Origin of the sequence: Aliifodinibius sp. S!AR15-10 (assembly GCF_031569985.1) — a bacterium.
Lineage (GTDB): Bacteria > Bacteroidota > Rhodothermia > Balneolales > Balneolaceae > JAMQKA01.
Window position 1 is genome coordinate 39,759 of sequence record NZ_JAMQKA010000040.1, and the last position, 16,338, is coordinate 56,096.

Annotated in this window: 10 protein-coding genes; 2 read left to right on the forward strand and 8 right to left on the reverse strand. The window is 48.9% G+C overall.

The window, feature by feature from the left end; genetic code table 11:
- Positions 1–439: 439 nt before the first annotated feature.
- The gene (hepT, locus tag NC796_RS19905) at positions 440–838 is read right to left on the reverse strand and encodes a type VII toxin-antitoxin system HepT family RNase toxin (RefSeq protein ID WP_310687067.1); all 399 of its coding nucleotides are present in this window, start codon (positions 836–838) and stop codon (positions 440–442) included.
- The gene (locus tag NC796_RS19910) at positions 831–1,259 is read right to left on the reverse strand and encodes a nucleotidyltransferase domain-containing protein (protein ID WP_310687069.1); all 429 of its coding nucleotides are present in this window, start codon (positions 1,257–1,259) and stop codon (positions 831–833) included. Before NC796_RS19910 ends, hepT begins: the two co-directional genes overlap by 8 nt.
- A 1,336-nt stretch (positions 1,260–2,595) precedes the next feature.
- Here NC796_RS19910 and NC796_RS19915 point away from each other — a divergent pair.
- Positions 2,596–3,033, forward strand: a complete 438-nt coding sequence (locus NC796_RS19915) for a hypothetical protein (RefSeq protein WP_310687071.1) — start codon at positions 2,596–2,598, stop codon at positions 3,031–3,033.
- Between the two features lie 211 nt (positions 3,034–3,244).
- Positions 3,245–3,382 (forward strand): hypothetical protein, encoded by a 138-nt coding sequence (locus NC796_RS19920; protein WP_310687073.1) that lies wholly within the window; start codon positions 3,245–3,247, stop codon positions 3,380–3,382.
- Between the two features lie 133 nt (positions 3,383–3,515).
- Here the strand turns inward: NC796_RS19920 and NC796_RS19925 are convergent, their stop codons facing one another.
- The 6 genes from NC796_RS19925 to NC796_RS19950 form a co-directional block, all read right to left on the reverse strand.
- Entirely contained in the window at positions 3,516–4,490 is a 975-nt protein-coding gene (locus NC796_RS19925; protein ID WP_310687074.1) for a UDP-glucuronic acid decarboxylase family protein, read from the reverse strand.
- 213 nt (positions 4,491–4,703) lie between these two features.
- Positions 4,704–5,075, reverse strand: coding sequence for a four helix bundle protein (locus NC796_RS19930; protein WP_310687076.1), 372 nt, complete (start codon positions 5,073–5,075; stop codon positions 4,704–4,706).
- A gap of 116 nt (positions 5,076–5,191) precedes the next feature.
- Complete coding sequence (locus NC796_RS19935; protein ID WP_310687078.1) at positions 5,192–6,550, reverse strand: UDP-glucose/GDP-mannose dehydrogenase family protein; 1,359 nt, start codon at positions 6,548–6,550, stop codon at positions 5,192–5,194.
- A 2,603-nt stretch (positions 6,551–9,153) separates the two neighbouring features.
- Positions 9,154–11,550, reverse strand: coding sequence for a polysaccharide biosynthesis tyrosine autokinase (locus NC796_RS19940; protein ID WP_310687082.1), 2,397 nt, complete (start codon positions 11,548–11,550; stop codon positions 9,154–9,156).
- A 1,752-nt stretch (positions 11,551–13,302) separates the two neighbouring features.
- Positions 13,303–15,741: an SLBB domain-containing protein gene (locus NC796_RS19945; protein WP_310687092.1), complete on the reverse strand. Its 2,439-nt coding sequence runs from the start codon at positions 15,739–15,741 to the stop codon at positions 13,303–13,305.
- A gap of 360 nt (positions 15,742–16,101) precedes the next feature.
- Positions 16,102–16,338, reverse strand: a 237-nt coding sequence (locus NC796_RS19950; RefSeq protein ID WP_310687094.1) for a hypothetical protein, incomplete at its 5' end; no start/stop codon positions are given.

Genomic DNA, 16,338 nt, shown 5'->3' on the forward strand with positions numbered 1-16,338 from the left:
CCTTGTCCTTGAAAGATCTCTCCCTCCGCTAGCTGCGGTCGAGATGACTGGTTTGGGAGATATGGCTTTTGTTCTTGGAAGGCGGGGCGCAATCAACAACCAGGCCCCTACACGTAAGCGTCATTTCGACCGTCAGGGAGAAATCTTCCTCGATAAAGGCTTTAATCTTTGATAATAAACATAAGCCCATGGCATGGATACGAGACCTTTTTGACGTTGCCTCCCGCAGCAGCGCTGCGGGTTACATTTGTTTGCTCTTTTCCCTGGGAAGATCTCTCCCTCCGCTAGCTGCGGTCGAGATGACTGGTTTAAGGATAGGATCATAATGTTCAGAGGGCGGGCCGAAAGCGACAACCAACATTCAACCTTATAACCTTCAACAGTTCAACACCTCAACAACAAAACGACCTTAGTCCTTCAGACTTTGTGACTTTTGACCTTAAAGACCTTCTAACTTTACAGCCTTGGCAAACCGGTTGAAATCATCCAGGTTGTCCAGCAGGTGGTACAGACGGTCAATATCGACAGTCACATACTCGTGGACTAATATATTTCGCAGGCCCGCCATCGCTTTCAATCTCTTGCTCAACTTATCATCGATATAATCAAACTTTCGCAGAAGCTCTATACAATCCCCGTATGTTTCGGCATTCCCCAAGTTGTTGTGAACCACCAGGTGGCAGGAAATATCAATCACAATCTGTATAGACTCGAGGAGTCCATAGCGGAGGGCCCATTCTTTGGTCGTATCATTTTTAATCTCTTCGGAAGAATGTTTCCTTTTGAATAGTTCGAGTTCTGCAATGTTGTCCTCCAGTTGGCGTAGCCGCTCATTCATAGTTTCTCTGGCCAAATTTATCTGATTCCAGTCGCTTTGAGAATGCCTTATCTATTTCTCTTCTCAAATGGGCAGTATCGAAGTAATGCAGCAATGTCTTTTTCTTAAAGCGGGTATGATGCTGTGGGTTTTTATTTAGTAACAGCTCGCCATTTGTGACAATAGCGTATACAAATGCGGGATGGTTGCCCGGCATGTTATTTAAACAGGTGAGGTCCACAGATTTACTGACCCGTTCACCCAGTTCTGTCTCCATCAACCCCAACCGGAGAAGATCAAGTTCAGTGCCTGTATAGATCGCTATGTCGATATCTCTGAATCGCTCCTCCTCAACAAACGAGCCAAAAATATACGCAAACAGAATCTCATGCTGATCTGCCAGGTAGCGCTTAATTTCGGCCCGGATGGTCTGCTTGTTCATGGCAGATTATTTTTATGGATTATCAATCTGGTAAATACAGGATAAAGATTTAAATTTTAAGATTTAAATTTAAAAATAGGTAGCAAGCATTACTGGTGCAGTCTACCTCCGAGGTGGCTGCACACATACCACAATTGAATATGTTTCGAGACCTAATTATCAGATTGGAGTCTTATTCCCGTTGTGGTATTCATTTTTTTATCGATAAAAAAATGAATCAAAAAAATCGCCGGCTGGTGTAAACTTGACCTGAAGGGCTCTACGTTCCGCTAAAAAAATCACAGATTTTTTCTTTACGCTTCACTCCGTTTCCTTCCGGGCGGTCAACTTGACCAAGGCCGAAGATGGGGAGCTCCCAGTGAATACTAAGCAGGACTTCTTTCTTAATGCTTCGGCTGAGCTCTTTTTTCAGCGAAATTTACGTTAGGGCGGGTACTGGAATTTTGAATTGTTAATGATGGCTCCACAGAAAGTCCCCTTTAGGGGATTTAGGGGTGCCCTTGTCCTTGAAAGATCTCTCCCTCCGCAGGCTGCGGTCGAGATGACGGGGTTGATGGGTGTGGCTTTTCTTCTTGGAGAGCGGGCAGTAATCAACAATCCATGCAAACACTATAACGTCATTTCGACTGCCAAGGAGAAATCTTTCTCGATGGGGGCTCTATGTTATAAATAGGCTATTAGCATAGAAGAAGGCTCAGCATATTTCCACAACCCACTGCCCCGGGAACCCACCCCGCCTCGTGAACTCGGCACCCCTCCCAAGAGGGGACTTATATGAGTCCTTTTAATACATTGTTCTCCTATCCAAAACTACGACCCATATCTCGGTACCGTTGCTCTGCGGCGGTACCCGGTGGGCGCTCTGCGTCCAGGCATCCTCATTTGACTAACGAAGCTGGTCGGCAGTACAACTGCCTACCAACATTATAGATTAAATTAGCAAGATACTGGTGCGGTCCACCTCAACGGTGGGCTGTATCTTCCACTATGACTGCCCTTGTCCTTGAAAGATCTTTTACTGCGCAGGCTCCGTTCCGCCGGTAGTCGGACACAGTCGAGATGACTGGTTTAAGGATAGGATTATATTCCCGGAAGGCGGGCCGCAATCAACAACCAAGCCTCTCAACGCTAGCGTCATTTCGACCGTGAGGGAGAAATCTTTCCTGAAAAGGGCTAGATTTGAATAGGGACCTCAAAATGAGATACGACCTGAACATTCTTTTTGGGAGGCCTGGACAATAAGGCACTGAACTGGTGGATGAGTTGTATTTGAGGTTTAACGGCTCTTCACTGGCCTGTGGCCTCTTCGTAGGAAGATCTCTCACTCACGTTCGAGATGACGGTTCATGTGTTAGGGCATAAATTTCGAAAGCTGCCAACAACTCAACAGTTCAACGTTTCAACAACTCAACAACAAAAAGACCTTCCGACTTTCGACCTAATCAAAAATGGTTTCTACACGCTCCGGTTCCGGGCACTCCCTTCAACAAAAATTTCGAAGGGCGGGTACTGGAATTTTGAATTGTTAATGATGGCTCCACAGAAAGTCCCCTTTAGAGCCTGTCCGACCACTGGCGGAGGATTTAGGGGTGCCCTTGTCCTTGAAAGATCTCTCCATGCGCAGGCTTCGGTCGAGATGACGGGTTTGGGAGATATGGCTTTTGTTCTTGGAAGGCGGGGCGCAATCAACAACCAAGCCCCTACACGTAAGCGTCATTTCGACCGTCAGGGAGAAATCTTTCTCGATAAAGGCTTATTCTTTAAACATATTTAGCGGTTAGATTAGATGGCAAAGAACCAAGAAGTACCCTCTGTGTCATCCCGGACCTCCGACAGCTCGGAGATCTCGTGGTGGCACTAAACGCTGATCTGTTGAGAGCTGATATCAAAGATAGAGGCTCTACGAGATCCTGAAACAAGTTCAGGATGACACAAAAGCTATTTTTTAACCGCTAAACGTGTTCTTTGATAATAAACATAAGCCCATGGCATGGATACGAGACCTTTTGACGTTGACTCCCGCAGCGGCGCTACGGGTTACATTTGTTTGCTCTTTTCCCTGGGAAGATCTCTCTTCCGAAAGCCTTCGGGATCGAGATGACTGGTTGTGGATAGAGGCATAATGTTCAGGAGCGGGCCGAAAGCGACAACCAACATTCAACCTATAACCTTCAACATTTCAACAATTCGACGTCTCAACAACAAAAAGACATTAGACTTTTGGACCTTCAGACCTTCGACTAAACTATCAACACCTCACGATGTGCTTTCGCTGCCCTGTTTTACTTTTTCTTTGAAATAGCTGAGTGTCTTTTTTAAGCCCTCTTTGCGGTCGTGTTTGGGTTCCCAGTCCAGCACTTTTTGGGCCCGGGTGATGTCCGGCTGGCGCACTTGGGGGTCGTCCTTGGGCAGCTCCTCGAAGACAATTTCGCTGTCGGAGCCGGTCAGCTCGATAATCTCTTTGGCAAAATCGAGAATACTGACCTCCTGCGGGTTGCCGATGTTCACCGGCTCGGTGTAGTCGCTCTGGGAAAGCCGCCAGATCCCTTCCACCAGGTCGTCCACGTAGGTAAACGACCGGGTCTGGGAGCCGTCGCCATAGACGGTGAGCGGGTTCCCGCTGAGGGCCTGCCGCATGAAGGTGGGCAGGGCCCGGCCGTCATGGATCCGCATGCGCGCCCCGTAGGTATTGAAGATGCGAACGATGCGCGTCTCCAGCCCGTGGTAGCGGTGGTAGGCCATCGCCATCGCCTCGGCAAAGCGCTTGGCCTCGTCATATACCCCGCGGAAGCCGATCGGGTTTACGTTGCCCCAGTACTCCTCTTTCTGCGGGTGAACGAGTGGGTCACCGTACACCTCGCTGGTGGAGGCCAGCAAAAAACGGGCGTTCTTGGCCTTGGCCAGCCCCAGCGCCTTGTGGGTCCCCAGCGAGCCGACTTTCAGGGTCTGTATCGGCATCTCCAGGTAGTCGATCGGGGAGGCGGGGGAGGCAAAATGGAGGATGAGGTCCAGCTCCCCTCCCACGTGAATGTAATTGGTGACGTCATGATTGATAAAATGAAAGTCTTCGTTACCGATCAGGTGCGCGATGTTGTCGGCACTGCCGGTACTCAGGTTGTCCATGCAGATCACTTCGTACCCTTCCTGCAGGTAGCGATCACACAGGTGGGAACCGAGGAAGCCGGCGCCGCCGGTGATGAGGATGCGTTTTTTTGTTCCGTTAGTTTTCAAAAGTCTTAAGTCTGAAAATTAGAATTTAGTTTTATATGGGTCTGAAGGTCCTAAAGTCAAAGGTCCTAAAGTCAAAGGTCCTAAAGTCAAAGGTCCTAAAGTCAAAGGTCCTAAAGTCAAAGGTCAAAGGTCCTAAAGTCAAAGGTCCAAGGTCCTAAAGTCAAAGGTCCAAGGTCTTAAAGTCTAAGGTTGAAAGTCCAAGGGTCTTTTTTATCAACTGCTGGTGCCCAGGTATTTCATTAGTGACGATATTTTCCTGGATAAAACTTTGAGCCTTTTAATTAATCTATCTGCCTCATCTTCCTCCATATATGACAGATCTTTTGCGAGATAAATCATACTTCTCACCTCGCCACAGGAAGATTTACTAAAGTTTAAAAAATGTTTAAAAGAAGAATCACCGTCTCTTTCAAATCCTTCGGCGATATTATTCATAATGGAGACAGCAGCTCGTTGCAACTGATTTCTAAATCCATAATCACGAGATAATTCTTCATTCTCACGGGACAAAGAATAAATGTCAGATACTAGTGACCTGGCATCTTTCCATATATCCAAATCTTCAAACCGCTCAACCCGTCCCAAGATAAACCTCCCTTGATTCAACTTTGACCTTTTGACTTTCTGACCTTCGACTTAAACAACTAAACACTTCAACGTCTCAACAGTTAAACGAATAAAGACCTTAGACGTTCCGACCTTTAGACCTTCCGACCTTCTTCAACCTCTTCATGGATCACGCTTGGTCGACCTACGCTGATGTAGGTGATGCCGGCGTTGCGGGCGCGGTCCAGGTCGTAAAGGTTGCGGCCGTCGAAGATGACCGGCTGTTTCATCTCGTCTTTGAAGTGGTCGACCGTGGGGCGGCGGAACTCGTTCCACTCGGTGCAGATGATGAGCGCATCGATGTCCTCAAGGGCGTCTTTTTGGTCATGGACAAAGGTGGTATTGTCCAGCACGCGCTGGGTGGTAGCCCGCTTGAAGGTGCCGATCGCTTCCGGATCGTAGGCGATCAGCCTGGCGCCCTGTTTTACGAGTTCATCTGCTACATACAGGGCCGGGGCCTCGCGGATATCGTCGGTTTCGGGCTTGAAGGAGAGTCCCCACACCCCGAAGGTTTTGCCGGAGAAATCGTTGGTCCCGTAGTAGGCCTCCATCTTGCGTACGATGGATACTTTCTGTGACTCGTTGACCTTCATGACCGAGTCCAGGATCTTAAAGTCGTAGCCGTTCTGGGCGGCGGTGTAGTGGATCGCCTGCACGTCTTTGGGGAAGCAGCTGCCCCCGTAGCCGATGCCGGCAAACAGGAACCGCTTGCCGATGCGCGAGTCGGTGCCGATGCCGCGGCGCACGTTGTCCACGTTGGCCCCTACCCGCTCGCAGATATTGGCAATCTCGTTCATAAAGGTGATCTTGGTCGCCAGCATGGCGTTGGCGGCGTACTTGGTCAGCTCGGAGCTGCGCTCGTCCATCACAATGATCGGGTTGCCGGAGCGCACAAACGGCTCGTAGAGGGTGGTCATAATGTCGGCGGCCCGCTCGGAGCCGGTGCCGATGACCACGCGCTCGGGCTTCATGAAGTCTTCCACGGCGGCCCCTTCGCGCAGGAACTCGGGGTTGGAGACCACGTCAAACAGCTCCGGGTCGGCCTGCTCGGCAATCGCCTCCCGCACCCGGTCGGCGGTCCCCACCGGCACGGTCGACTTGTTGACGATGACCGTATAGTCGGTGAGCATCCCGCCCAGCTGCCCGGCGACTTTCATCACGGCCGAGAGGTCGGCCTGCCCGTCGCCGCCCGGGGGGGTCGGCAGGCAGAGGAATACGATGTCGGCATCGGTCACCGCTTCGGCCATGTCGGTAGTAAAATGCAGGCGGTTCTCCCTGATGGAGCGGTCAAAGATCGCTTCCAGGCCGGGCTCGTAGATCGGGACGTTGCCTTCCCGAAGGGTTTTTACTTTCTTCTCGTCGATATCTACGCATGTCACGTTATTCCCGGAATCGGCGAAGCAGGTGCCGCTGACCAGCCCTACATACCCGGTGCCTATTACTGCTATGTTCATTCTTTAACTGTTTTTAGATGTTAAATTTTTGTTTGTCTTCCTGATGGATAATGCTACAGGTTTACCTAACAAGTTTAGTGGTTAGTTATTGAAATAGTCTCTGTGTCATCCTGAACTTGTTTCAGGATCTCGCAGGGTCTGAAAACGTTGATCTGGATCGATCTCCAATCAACGGGTATCTCTTTGCGAGATCCCGGATCGGGTCCGGGATGACACGGAGCATAGTTAACTATTTCCAGTTATTTCAACTAACCACGAAACGTGTTAGTACAGATTTCTCCTATAAAAACCCTGATAAAATCAGCGTTTATAAACTCATGTGAGTATAAGGATGTATGTATAACTAATCTAGTGTCTATAGTTCCAAGATTTGAGAATCTTTTAAAGGTTTCCTGTTTTGTTGGTGGGGAAGGATTCCTGGCTAATATATAGGAGTACCAAGTAGGGAGTGTTAAGTTTAAAAGTCTTAAGTGTTAAGTTGAAGGGTGAAAGTTTATTTCTCGGTACCGTTGCTCTGCGGCGGTACCCGGCCGGGCGCTCTGCGTCCAGGTATCCTATAACTAGCAAAATTACATGGAGTGCTAATCCTTATGAATCAGTAGCCTCTTCCCCTATCGCCTGGCATTGAAAATACCAGGCTAGAAATCCTGCGTGTGTTTAAATACACGTAAGTGCATAGCCCCGTATTTCAATGCGGGGCGTGGCTGAGGGGGGGCAAACAAAATTTCATCTGGTGCAGGTCACGGGTGCCAACGGTAAGCTACTCCTTTCAAAGTTATTTGGCTTATTCCCAGTGATTGAACCAGAGACCTTTATTAACGTCCGTTTGATATCGAATCTGTCATTGGGAGGGATTTTGTGACCATCGGGGAAAATTGGAACCAGGATTTACAGGATTAGTGGATCTGCGGGATGGTCATGTTTACCTGAGAAGGAATCCCGAAAATCCTTAGATCCTCCCCATCCCGGTTCCAACTGTGAAATGGGAAATCAGCTGATTTTACATACAGGATAATCGGCCATCATCAAAGCTTCTCGGGATCACAGTTATTTTGTTTAAGTATTTTTTATTTCGAACTCAGGCTTTATTAGGTATTAGCGGCGCTGTTTCCGTCCTTGCCCTCCTCTTAGGAAGATCTCTCCCTCCGCAAGCTGCGGTCGAGATGACGGTTGAGAGATAAGGGCTTTGTACATAGAGAGCGGTCCACAATCATCAACCAAGCCCCATCACCTCAACGTCATTTCGACCGTGAGGGAGAAATCTTTCCTGAATAGGGTTCGGTTTTGAATTGGGTCACAATATGGTTGTACTGGCTGAACATTTTATCTCGGTACCGGTGCTCTGCGGCGGTACCCGGCCGGGCGCTCTGCGTCCAGGTATCCTATAACTAGCAAAATTACATGGAGTGCTAATCCTTATGAATCAGTAGCCCCGTATTTTAATGCGGGGCGGTGGCTGAGGGGGCTAATATAATTTCATCTGGTGCAGTCACGGGTGCCAACGGTAACCTACTCCTTTCAAAGTTATTTGGCTTATTCCCAGTGATTGAACCAGTGACCTTTATTAACGTCCGTTCGATATCAATTCTGTCATTGGGAGGGATTATGTGACCATCGGGGAAAATTGGAACCAGGATTTACAGGATCAGAGGATCTGCAGGATGGGAATGTTTGCCTGAGAAGGAATCCCGAAAATCCTTTGATCCTGCCCATCCCGGTTCCAACTGTGAAATGTGAAATCAGCTGATTTTACATACAGGATAATCGGCCATCATCAAAGCTTCTCGGGATCACAGTTATTTTGTTTAAGTATTTCTTATTTCGAACTCAGGCTTTATTAGGTATTAGCGGCGCTGTTTCCGTCCTTGCCCTCCTCTTAGGAAGATCTCTCCCTCCGCAAGCTGCGGTCGAGATGACGGGTTTGGTAGATTGGGCTTTTGTTTTGGGAGCGCGGACCGCAATCAACAACCAAGCTTCCCACTCAAACGTCATTTCGAGCGTCAGTGAGAAATCTTTCCTGAAAAGGGTTCGGTTTTGAATTGGGCAACAATATGGTTGTACTGGCTGAACATTTTATCTCGGTACCATTGCTCTGCGGCGGTACCCGGCCGGGCGATCTGCGTCCAGGTCCTATGACTAGCAAAATTACATGGAGTGCTAATCCTTATGAATCAGTAGCCTCTTCCCCTATCGCCTGGCATTGAAAATACCAGGCTAGAAACCCTGCGTGTGTTTAAATACACGAAAGAGCATAGCCCCGTATTTTAATGCGAGGCGGAGGTTCCAGGCCTTGCCCTCTTCGTAGGAAGATCTCTCCCTGCGCAGGCTGCGGTCGAGATGACTGGTTTGGTGGATTGGCTTTTGTTCTGGGAGCGCGGACCGCAATCATCAACCAAGCCCCATCACCTCAACGTCATTTCGAGCGTCAGGGAGAAATCCTCCTCAATAAGGGCTCTGTTTTGAAGCAGGCATAACATACAAAGCTGCCCCCACCTTCCTTTTATGATGCTGAAAAAGCAGCGAACAGGTGATCCCTAAGCCACTGGCGCGGTTACCAGCCATTTTCAAAGTTCATTCCAACAGCAGCGCTGCGGATTACATCCTTATGCTTCTTTGTGATATGCCTCGTAATCCTCGTACAGGCTGCGGTAGTAGCGGGAACCGTACTGGTATGAGCCGTAGTGGTAATCGTTGCTCTTCTCATAGTCGAACGAGGAGATCACGGAACCGATAATATGGGCGTTGATCTGGCCCAGGTTGTCGATGGTATGCTGCACTTCGGCCTCATCGGTCTTTCCAAACCTGGTTACCAGCAGTACCCCGTCAACCTCCTTAATAAGGGCGGAAGGATCGGTTATAATACCATAGGGGGCAGAGTCGACCAATACATAATCGAATTGCTCTTCCAACTTCTGTATTTCCTTAATAAGTCTGCGGCTCTGCGTGATGGCGGACGGGTTCGGCGGACGTTTCCCGGAAGGTAAAACGGAGAGGTTCGGCACCACGGTCTCCCTGATCGCCTCTTCGGGACTGAGATCGTCGAAAAGGATCTCAATGATTCCCGGGGAGCGGCTCAACCCGAACATATTGTGGAGGTTGGGTCGGCGGAGATCAGTATCAACAATGACTACGCTGTAGCCGGCTTCCGCCAAGACTACGCCGAGGTTCGAGGTCAGCGTCGTCTTACCTTCCCCTTTGGAGGAACTTGTTACAAGAATTGAGCGCATCTTGCGATCCGGGTTGGAGTAGATAATATTGCTTTCCAACCTGCGGTATGCTTCAGAAATGGGTGATACAGTATCCAAAACGGTGACCAGGCCGGTGTTGACTTTCGTCTTGCCTACCTGCACGGTCCGTTTGCCGTCGTAATTCTCTTTAAGGTGGTCATCCATATCCGGAACTACAGCAAGGAGTGGCGGACCAAAACGCTTGATCTTTTCAAGGCTGTCGATGGTGGTATTGAAGGCTTCACTTACAAAAATGTAGCCCACACTGAGTATGCCTCCCAAAATAAATCCGACCAGCACATATAATACTTTATTCGGCTTCACCGGATCTTCAGGCACAAAGCCATCATCAACCGGGCGCCCCAGGCCAAACTGGGTCTGCTCCCAAAGGGACATCTCCGCATACTGCTTGGAGACCGTAAGGTACAACTCCTCGTTGATCGTTACATCCCGTTTCAGGCGGGCCAGCTCTATCATGTTGTCGGGCAGATTCTCAAAAAATTGCTCCTGCTCACCGAGCTGTTCATCCAGCACATCAACCTGGGCCTGGTATTGCTGCTGCTCTACCTGCAGCTCGATCAGCTTCTGGTTTATCTCGGTAATGGTCTGTGCCACGTTACCGTCTCCCCCACCCAGGAACCCGACATACTGGTCGCTCTGGCTAATCAGATCCTCCGTCAAGCTCCTGATCTGGTTGCGGTAAAGCTCAATTTTTTGATTGAGCTCCTGCAGCTCTTTCGGGGGATTGGGCCTGTCTTTCAGTCCGGGGTTGTTAGCCAGCAGCTGCATCTTCTCGATCTCAAGTTCGGCGACCTGGTATTGCAGTCGAACCATATTGGGGCCCACAGCATCGGCATACTGCTTAGCAAGGCCGGGTTTTATACTGTTGAGACGCTGCTTGTACTGCTCAATAGCAGAATTAGCCGCTACCAGCTTGGTTCTAGCCTCCTGCCTTCGCGATTCCAGCTCGGCCATCCGTCGAATCAGTTCTTCCGTCTGGGCATCCACCTGTACCAGCTGCTCCTGGTTCATAAACTCCTTGAGTCTGCTCTCCACGGAGTTCAGTCGTTCTTCTATACGGTTTCGCTCTTTCTGCAGGAACTGCACCGCGGAGTTAGCGGTACTCCGGTTCTGGCGGGTGGATAGCTTTGAATAGACATCGATTGCCAAATTTACGATATAGGCTGCTTCCAGGGGGGCCGGACTTTCGTATGTAATCTCCACCATATCCGCTTCACGGTCGACCTGTGTAAACTGGATGCTGTTACGGAGCCTTAGTGCCACCGTATCCTGCACGGTCATCGCGGAATCTTCCGGGTAGCTTTTGAAAAGGACCGGGAACTGGCGCCCGTTTTTCATCAATCGTTCCTGCATCAGGCTATCGGCCATCTCCATTGAGAGGCGCCGCGAACGCAAAATCTGGAGCTCATTGGCTATAGTACTACCTGTCCCAATACCATAAGTTGAGGAAAGAAGGCTGCCGAGATCACTCCCGGCATATGAATACCTGTTCTGCGACTGACTGATCAGCAGCGATGCCTGGCTCTGATAAATGGGGGTAACCTGGTAGGCAATGACTCCTGCTATAATACTAAACAGTAGAGTAGACCCAATGATGAGCCATTTGTTATTCCAGAGTATATAAAAAAGTCGTTTTAGATCTATCTCATCTTCATCGGTACGGTCAGGAAGTTTATTGCCGTGATATTCTCCTTTGTATGAACCGTTGGAGGAGAATCCTTCTCCGTTCCGAGGATAATTACTATTCGCCATTAACTTGAATTAACTTGAATTATTGAAGGCTTAGAAAATACATATAAAATTACTTTTTAACATATGCTTTCGCCAATTAATATATCTTCACCTATAAAGCACTAATGTCCTGTGTTTTACTTGTTTACAACAGTCACGGAGATTTGTTTCCATAAGTTGTTTAGGATCAGTCAGAAAGAGCTCCTCGTAAGGGTATCCGGCTCTCCAGACTGTTGCCTCTTCGCAGAAAGATCTCTCCCTACGCAAGCTTCGGTCGAGATGACGGTTATGGGGAAGTGGGCTTTTGTTTTTGGAGCGCTGGCCGTAATCAACAATCCATGCCAACCAATATAACGTCATTTCGACCGTGAGGGAGAAATCTTTCTTGAATAAGGGCTAAAATTTACTTTTGGCTATAAAACGAATACAGCCTGAGTATTCTTTTGGAAGCTAAGATAAGAAGGGCACTTAACTGGGGATGAAGTTGTCTTTCAGACCAGCAGCACTGTTTTACATCCTTGCCCTTTTCCGAGGAAAGATCTCTCACTACGCAGGCTCCGTTCGAGATGACGGTTCTGGGGAAGGGTCATTTATATCAGAAAGTGGGCAGAAAATAACAACCCAAGCCCCTCCACCCTAGCGTCATTTCGACCGAGAGGGAGAAATCTTCCCTGAAAAGGGCTAAAATTTACTTTTGGCTATAAAACGAATACGGCCTGAATATTCTTTTGGAAGCTAAGATAAGAAGGGCACTTAACTGGGGATGAAGTTGTCTTTCAGACCAGCAGCACTGTTTTACATCCTTGCCCTTTTCATAGGAAGATCTCTCACTACGCAGGCTCCATTCGAGATGACAGTTCTGGGAAAGGGTCACAATATTAGAGGGCGGGCCGTGATCAACAACCCAAGCCCCTCCACCCTAGCGTCATTTCGACCGAGAGGGAGAAATCTTTCCTGAATAAGGGCTAAAATTTACTTTTGGCTATAAAACGAATACGGCCTGAATATTCTTTTGGAAGCTAAGATAAGAAGGGCACTTAACTGGTGATGAAGTTGTCTTTCAGACCAGCAGCACTGTTTTACCTCCTTGCCCTTTTCATAGGAAGATCTCTCACTGCGCAGGCTCCGTTCGAGATGACGGTTCTGGGGAAGGGTCATTTATATCAGAAAGTGGGCAGAAAATAACAACCTAGCCCCTCCACCCTAGCGTCATTTCGACTGACAAGGAGAAATCTTTCCTGAGAAGGGCGCGGTTTGAATTGGACTATCAATAGCAGAACGGTCTCGTCATTGCTGCCTTGGGAACCTTACGAACTATTACCTCATCCCCCCAAACCCTTCTCAGGGGAAATCGTGGTGCACTAACACCCGTGCCCTATTATTTTAAGTCAGTACGATATAAACAGCCGTTCCGATTTGCTTTTGCAACCACTGAACTTCCATCTGCCAAAAACCGGTCGATGACCGGCATTTAGCATTCCGGATAGCCCGACGACTGTTCAACCAATTGCTCGCTTCCGTCCGCTTTGCGGCGGAAGCCCTCTGGCGCTCCGCGTCTCTGTCGCACTTATAGGTTATACTGGACGCAGAGCATAGGGACCAAGCGTGGGGTTATTATTAATAAGAAATTTTATATCGGACTGACGTTAAGTTAAATGGTAAACGATGTCGTCTTATATTTTCGAAAAACTAACGTCCCATGCACATGCACTGAACGTGAAGCGATTATATTCTATCCCGGGACCGATAAAAACTAATGGGTAACAGAGTCTGTCAATTCCGTGAAATCTGGAAGATGGTGTTACTTACGATTGCGGCCATGGAAACGATAGCGGAAAAGATACTGATTCGCTCCTGTGGGCTCAGTTTTGCGCCTGGTTCTTTGCGCGGCACGTAGATGGTGGCACCGGGTCTCACTCTTGGATAGTCCCTGAAAAACAGGATTTTTCGGGCACGGTCCACTTCCCCATTGGCGTAGACGATGTAGGCATCTTTTGGTTTGCCTTGTTCAGAGGCTCCCCCCGCCGCACGAAGGTACTGCTTAAAGGAAATTCCCCTTTCATAACGAACACTTATGGGATATAGCACTTCTCCGGCAATCTGGACGGTCTGCAGTTCTTTGGGAATCTCAAGCACATCCCCGGCCCGCAGGATAAGATCTCCTTCCCCACCGGGATTGTTTATGATCTCGGCTAATTCAATACCAACCCTGGTCGTATTCTGTTGCAGATCATTTCCATCCTGCAATGTATCGGGAATATTCAAAAAAGTGGTGTCAACTTTTTGCTCAATCTCCCGCGTCAGATTGGCTCCCTGGGGATAGGAATACTGCGTCAATCCACCAGCCCGCTGGATGAGATCCGATATGCGCATATACTTTTGATCCAGCGTATACTTACCGGGAAAGAGTACTTCTCCCTTAATCGTTACTTGCTCCTGCTCAAAATAGGATGGGGAGTTCCTGATAAAAACCTTGTCAAATGGCTTGAGGGTAAACTTTGCCGCCTCATCCCCCAGCTCCAGGTTCTCATCCACGCGGAAGCGGTGGATATCGGCTATCTCTCGCGGCACAAAGGTGGAATCTCCACTGTCAATACGCCTGGACACTTCAATCCGGTAGGGTGCTGCCGACTCCTTGAAACCGTCGGCCTGCAAGATCACATCCTCCAGGGTCATATTCTCTACATAGGGGAACGTGCCTGGTTCCTGGACTGCCCCTACCACGCTGATGGTGTAATCCTCGCGGAGGTCAAAAATAGAGGAAATCTGTACGATGTCATTTCTCTGCAGCGAAATATCGGCATCTTCTGGATTGGTCAGTACTTCTCGGACGCTAAACGGGACGGCCTCAATAGTAAGGTCAGGCTGCTCCCTATATATGAGCCCCCGGTTCATGAATGCATCTTCCTTAACACCTTCTGCTCTTTGAATGAGTGAATGCACGGTCGTGCTATCCTTGAGCTCGTAGCCACCCGGACGGAATACGGCGCCCTGGATCTCCACCCTGTTGGCAAATCGGTCCAACACCTTGCCTACATAAAGGCTATCACCATCATGGAGCCTGAAATCACTCTGTTGGGGATAACTGACATCGTTAATCCGTTTTTGAGTACCGGTGTTACCTACTATCGTGAGACGCTTGGTGTATGCGTTGGATGCAAATCCCCCGGCAAAGTTAACGAGATCTTGTATGGTCTCCCCTTCCTTCAGCTCAAACAAACCTGTACGCTTGGTCCTACCCTGAAGGTCAACGCGCGAGATATAGGGATCTATCTTGATAATATCCTGGTCTCGCAGCCGAATATTATCGGACTGGTCTCCATATACCAGGAAGTCGTAGATATCCAGTCGCGCGGCGATACTGTCGCCCCGGATCACTTCAATATCACGGTAGGTACCGGTTGAATCGGGTCCACCGGCTGAGTAGAGGGCGTTAAAAACGGTGGCCAGTGATGGCAGTGTGTAGGTACCGGGAAAGCGGGCTTCTCCCAGGACGGTGACATTGATACTGCGTACATTCCCCAGCGAAATACGTGCCTGGGTGTCGGTTGGCTCGTCAGGATCGGCTTGCAGGCCGGAATAGATTCTGGAGAGGGAGCTCTTAATCCGCTCGCGAGCTCTTTCGATGGTCAGGCCGTTGACATATATGGGGCCCAAATTAGCAATGGTGATGGTTCCTTCCGGCGATATCGTAAGTTCGTAGGTCTGTTCTGCTGCACCCCAGATATCGATAATGAGCTGGTCCCCGGGTCCCAGCTGGTAGTTTTCGGGTGTGGGAATATTCAGTGATGGGGTAAACGTTACTTTGTCACGACGAAACAGGCTGGAGCCGAATATCCTGTGTTTGGCGGTATCTTTCCTCAGGCTGTCTGGTTGTATGGCCAGGCTGTCGGTCTGCACTGTTCGCAATTGCGTGGCTCGCCGCTGTGTTTGCTGTTGCCCTCCCTGCATCCTGATGTTTCTGAGTCGCCTGACGAGTTTGGTAACCTCTGTCGGCTGCATACCACGTGCCAGGGCCATCTGCTCGAGCTGAGAAATTGTGTAGCCTTCATCCTGGGCTCGCTGCCAAAGGCGCTGTATCTGCTGGTCGGACAGGTCGGCGGAGCGGAGGTTCTGAAAGTCGATGGAGCTGATATCCTGGGCGACGGCGGAGGCCAGGAAGAGGAAAAAAAGTGTAGCTGCTATAGCTGAGGCTCTGTATAGCTGTTTCATTATCATAAGTTAAGTAACGTCTATGATATGTTGATTAAATCAATTGGAATTTAGTTTTTCTGCCAAGGTCGGTAGAAGATAATGAATTAATATTCAAAAGTAATAGTCAGGAAGAATTAGGAATTAAGATTTAAAAATTAGGAATTGTTAGAAGCACTATCTTGGAGCTGAGCACCTGAGAGTTCCCCCTTTTGGCATATCAAAGTTTATAAATGCAGTGGACGAAAACTGAAGAATACGCTCCGTAGTTTTAGACGAAGGAGTGGGGGTTGGGGGGATGACCAGCAGATTCTTTGGCTTCTCTAGTTAGAATTGAATAAACGACGAGGAGGAAAAACTGGAGATCTAATTAGGGCATCCTCAAAAAGTACAAGCTTTTCCCCGTTCAAGAGGTGTTCCTTTTTGTATGAACAAAAAGGAACCCAAAAAATCACCGGCTGGGATTTCTTCGCCTGTCCCGACAGCTGTATGGGATAAAAGAAACCCATATGTTCCCGTTAGCAGCCCTCCCGAAAGATGGAGGTTTTCCACTCTCTCCGCATATACCGAAATTTCTCGCATGGTTTCTTTCTTAACGCCTTCGCTGCGTTTGCCCGA

Excerpts from the sequence above, each read along its gene's own strand:
- NC796_RS19945 (WP_310687092.1), bottom strand. The coding sequence starts at position 15,741 with ATGAAACAGCTATACAGAGCCTCAGCTATAGCAGCTACACTTTTTTTC.
- NC796_RS19920 (WP_310687073.1), top strand. The coding sequence starts at position 3,245 with ATGGCATGGATACGAGACCTTTTGACGTTGACTCCCGCAGCGGCGCTA.
- hepT (WP_310687067.1), bottom strand. The coding sequence starts at position 838 with ATGAATGAGCGGCTACGCCAACTGGAGGACAACATTGCAGAACTCGAA.
- NC796_RS19935 (WP_310687078.1), bottom strand. The coding sequence starts at position 6,550 with ATGAACATAGCAGTAATAGGCACCGGGTATGTAGGGCTGGTCAGCGGC.
- NC796_RS19940 (WP_310687082.1), bottom strand. The coding sequence starts at position 11,550 with ATGGCGAATAGTAATTATCCTCGGAACGGAGAAGGATTCTCCTCCAAC.
- NC796_RS19910 (WP_310687069.1), bottom strand. The coding sequence starts at position 1,259 with ATGAACAAGCAGACCATCCGGGCCGAAATTAAGCGCTACCTGGCAGAT.
- NC796_RS19915 (WP_310687071.1), top strand. The coding sequence starts at position 2,596 with ATGACGGTTCATGTGTTAGGGCATAAATTTCGAAAGCTGCCAACAACT.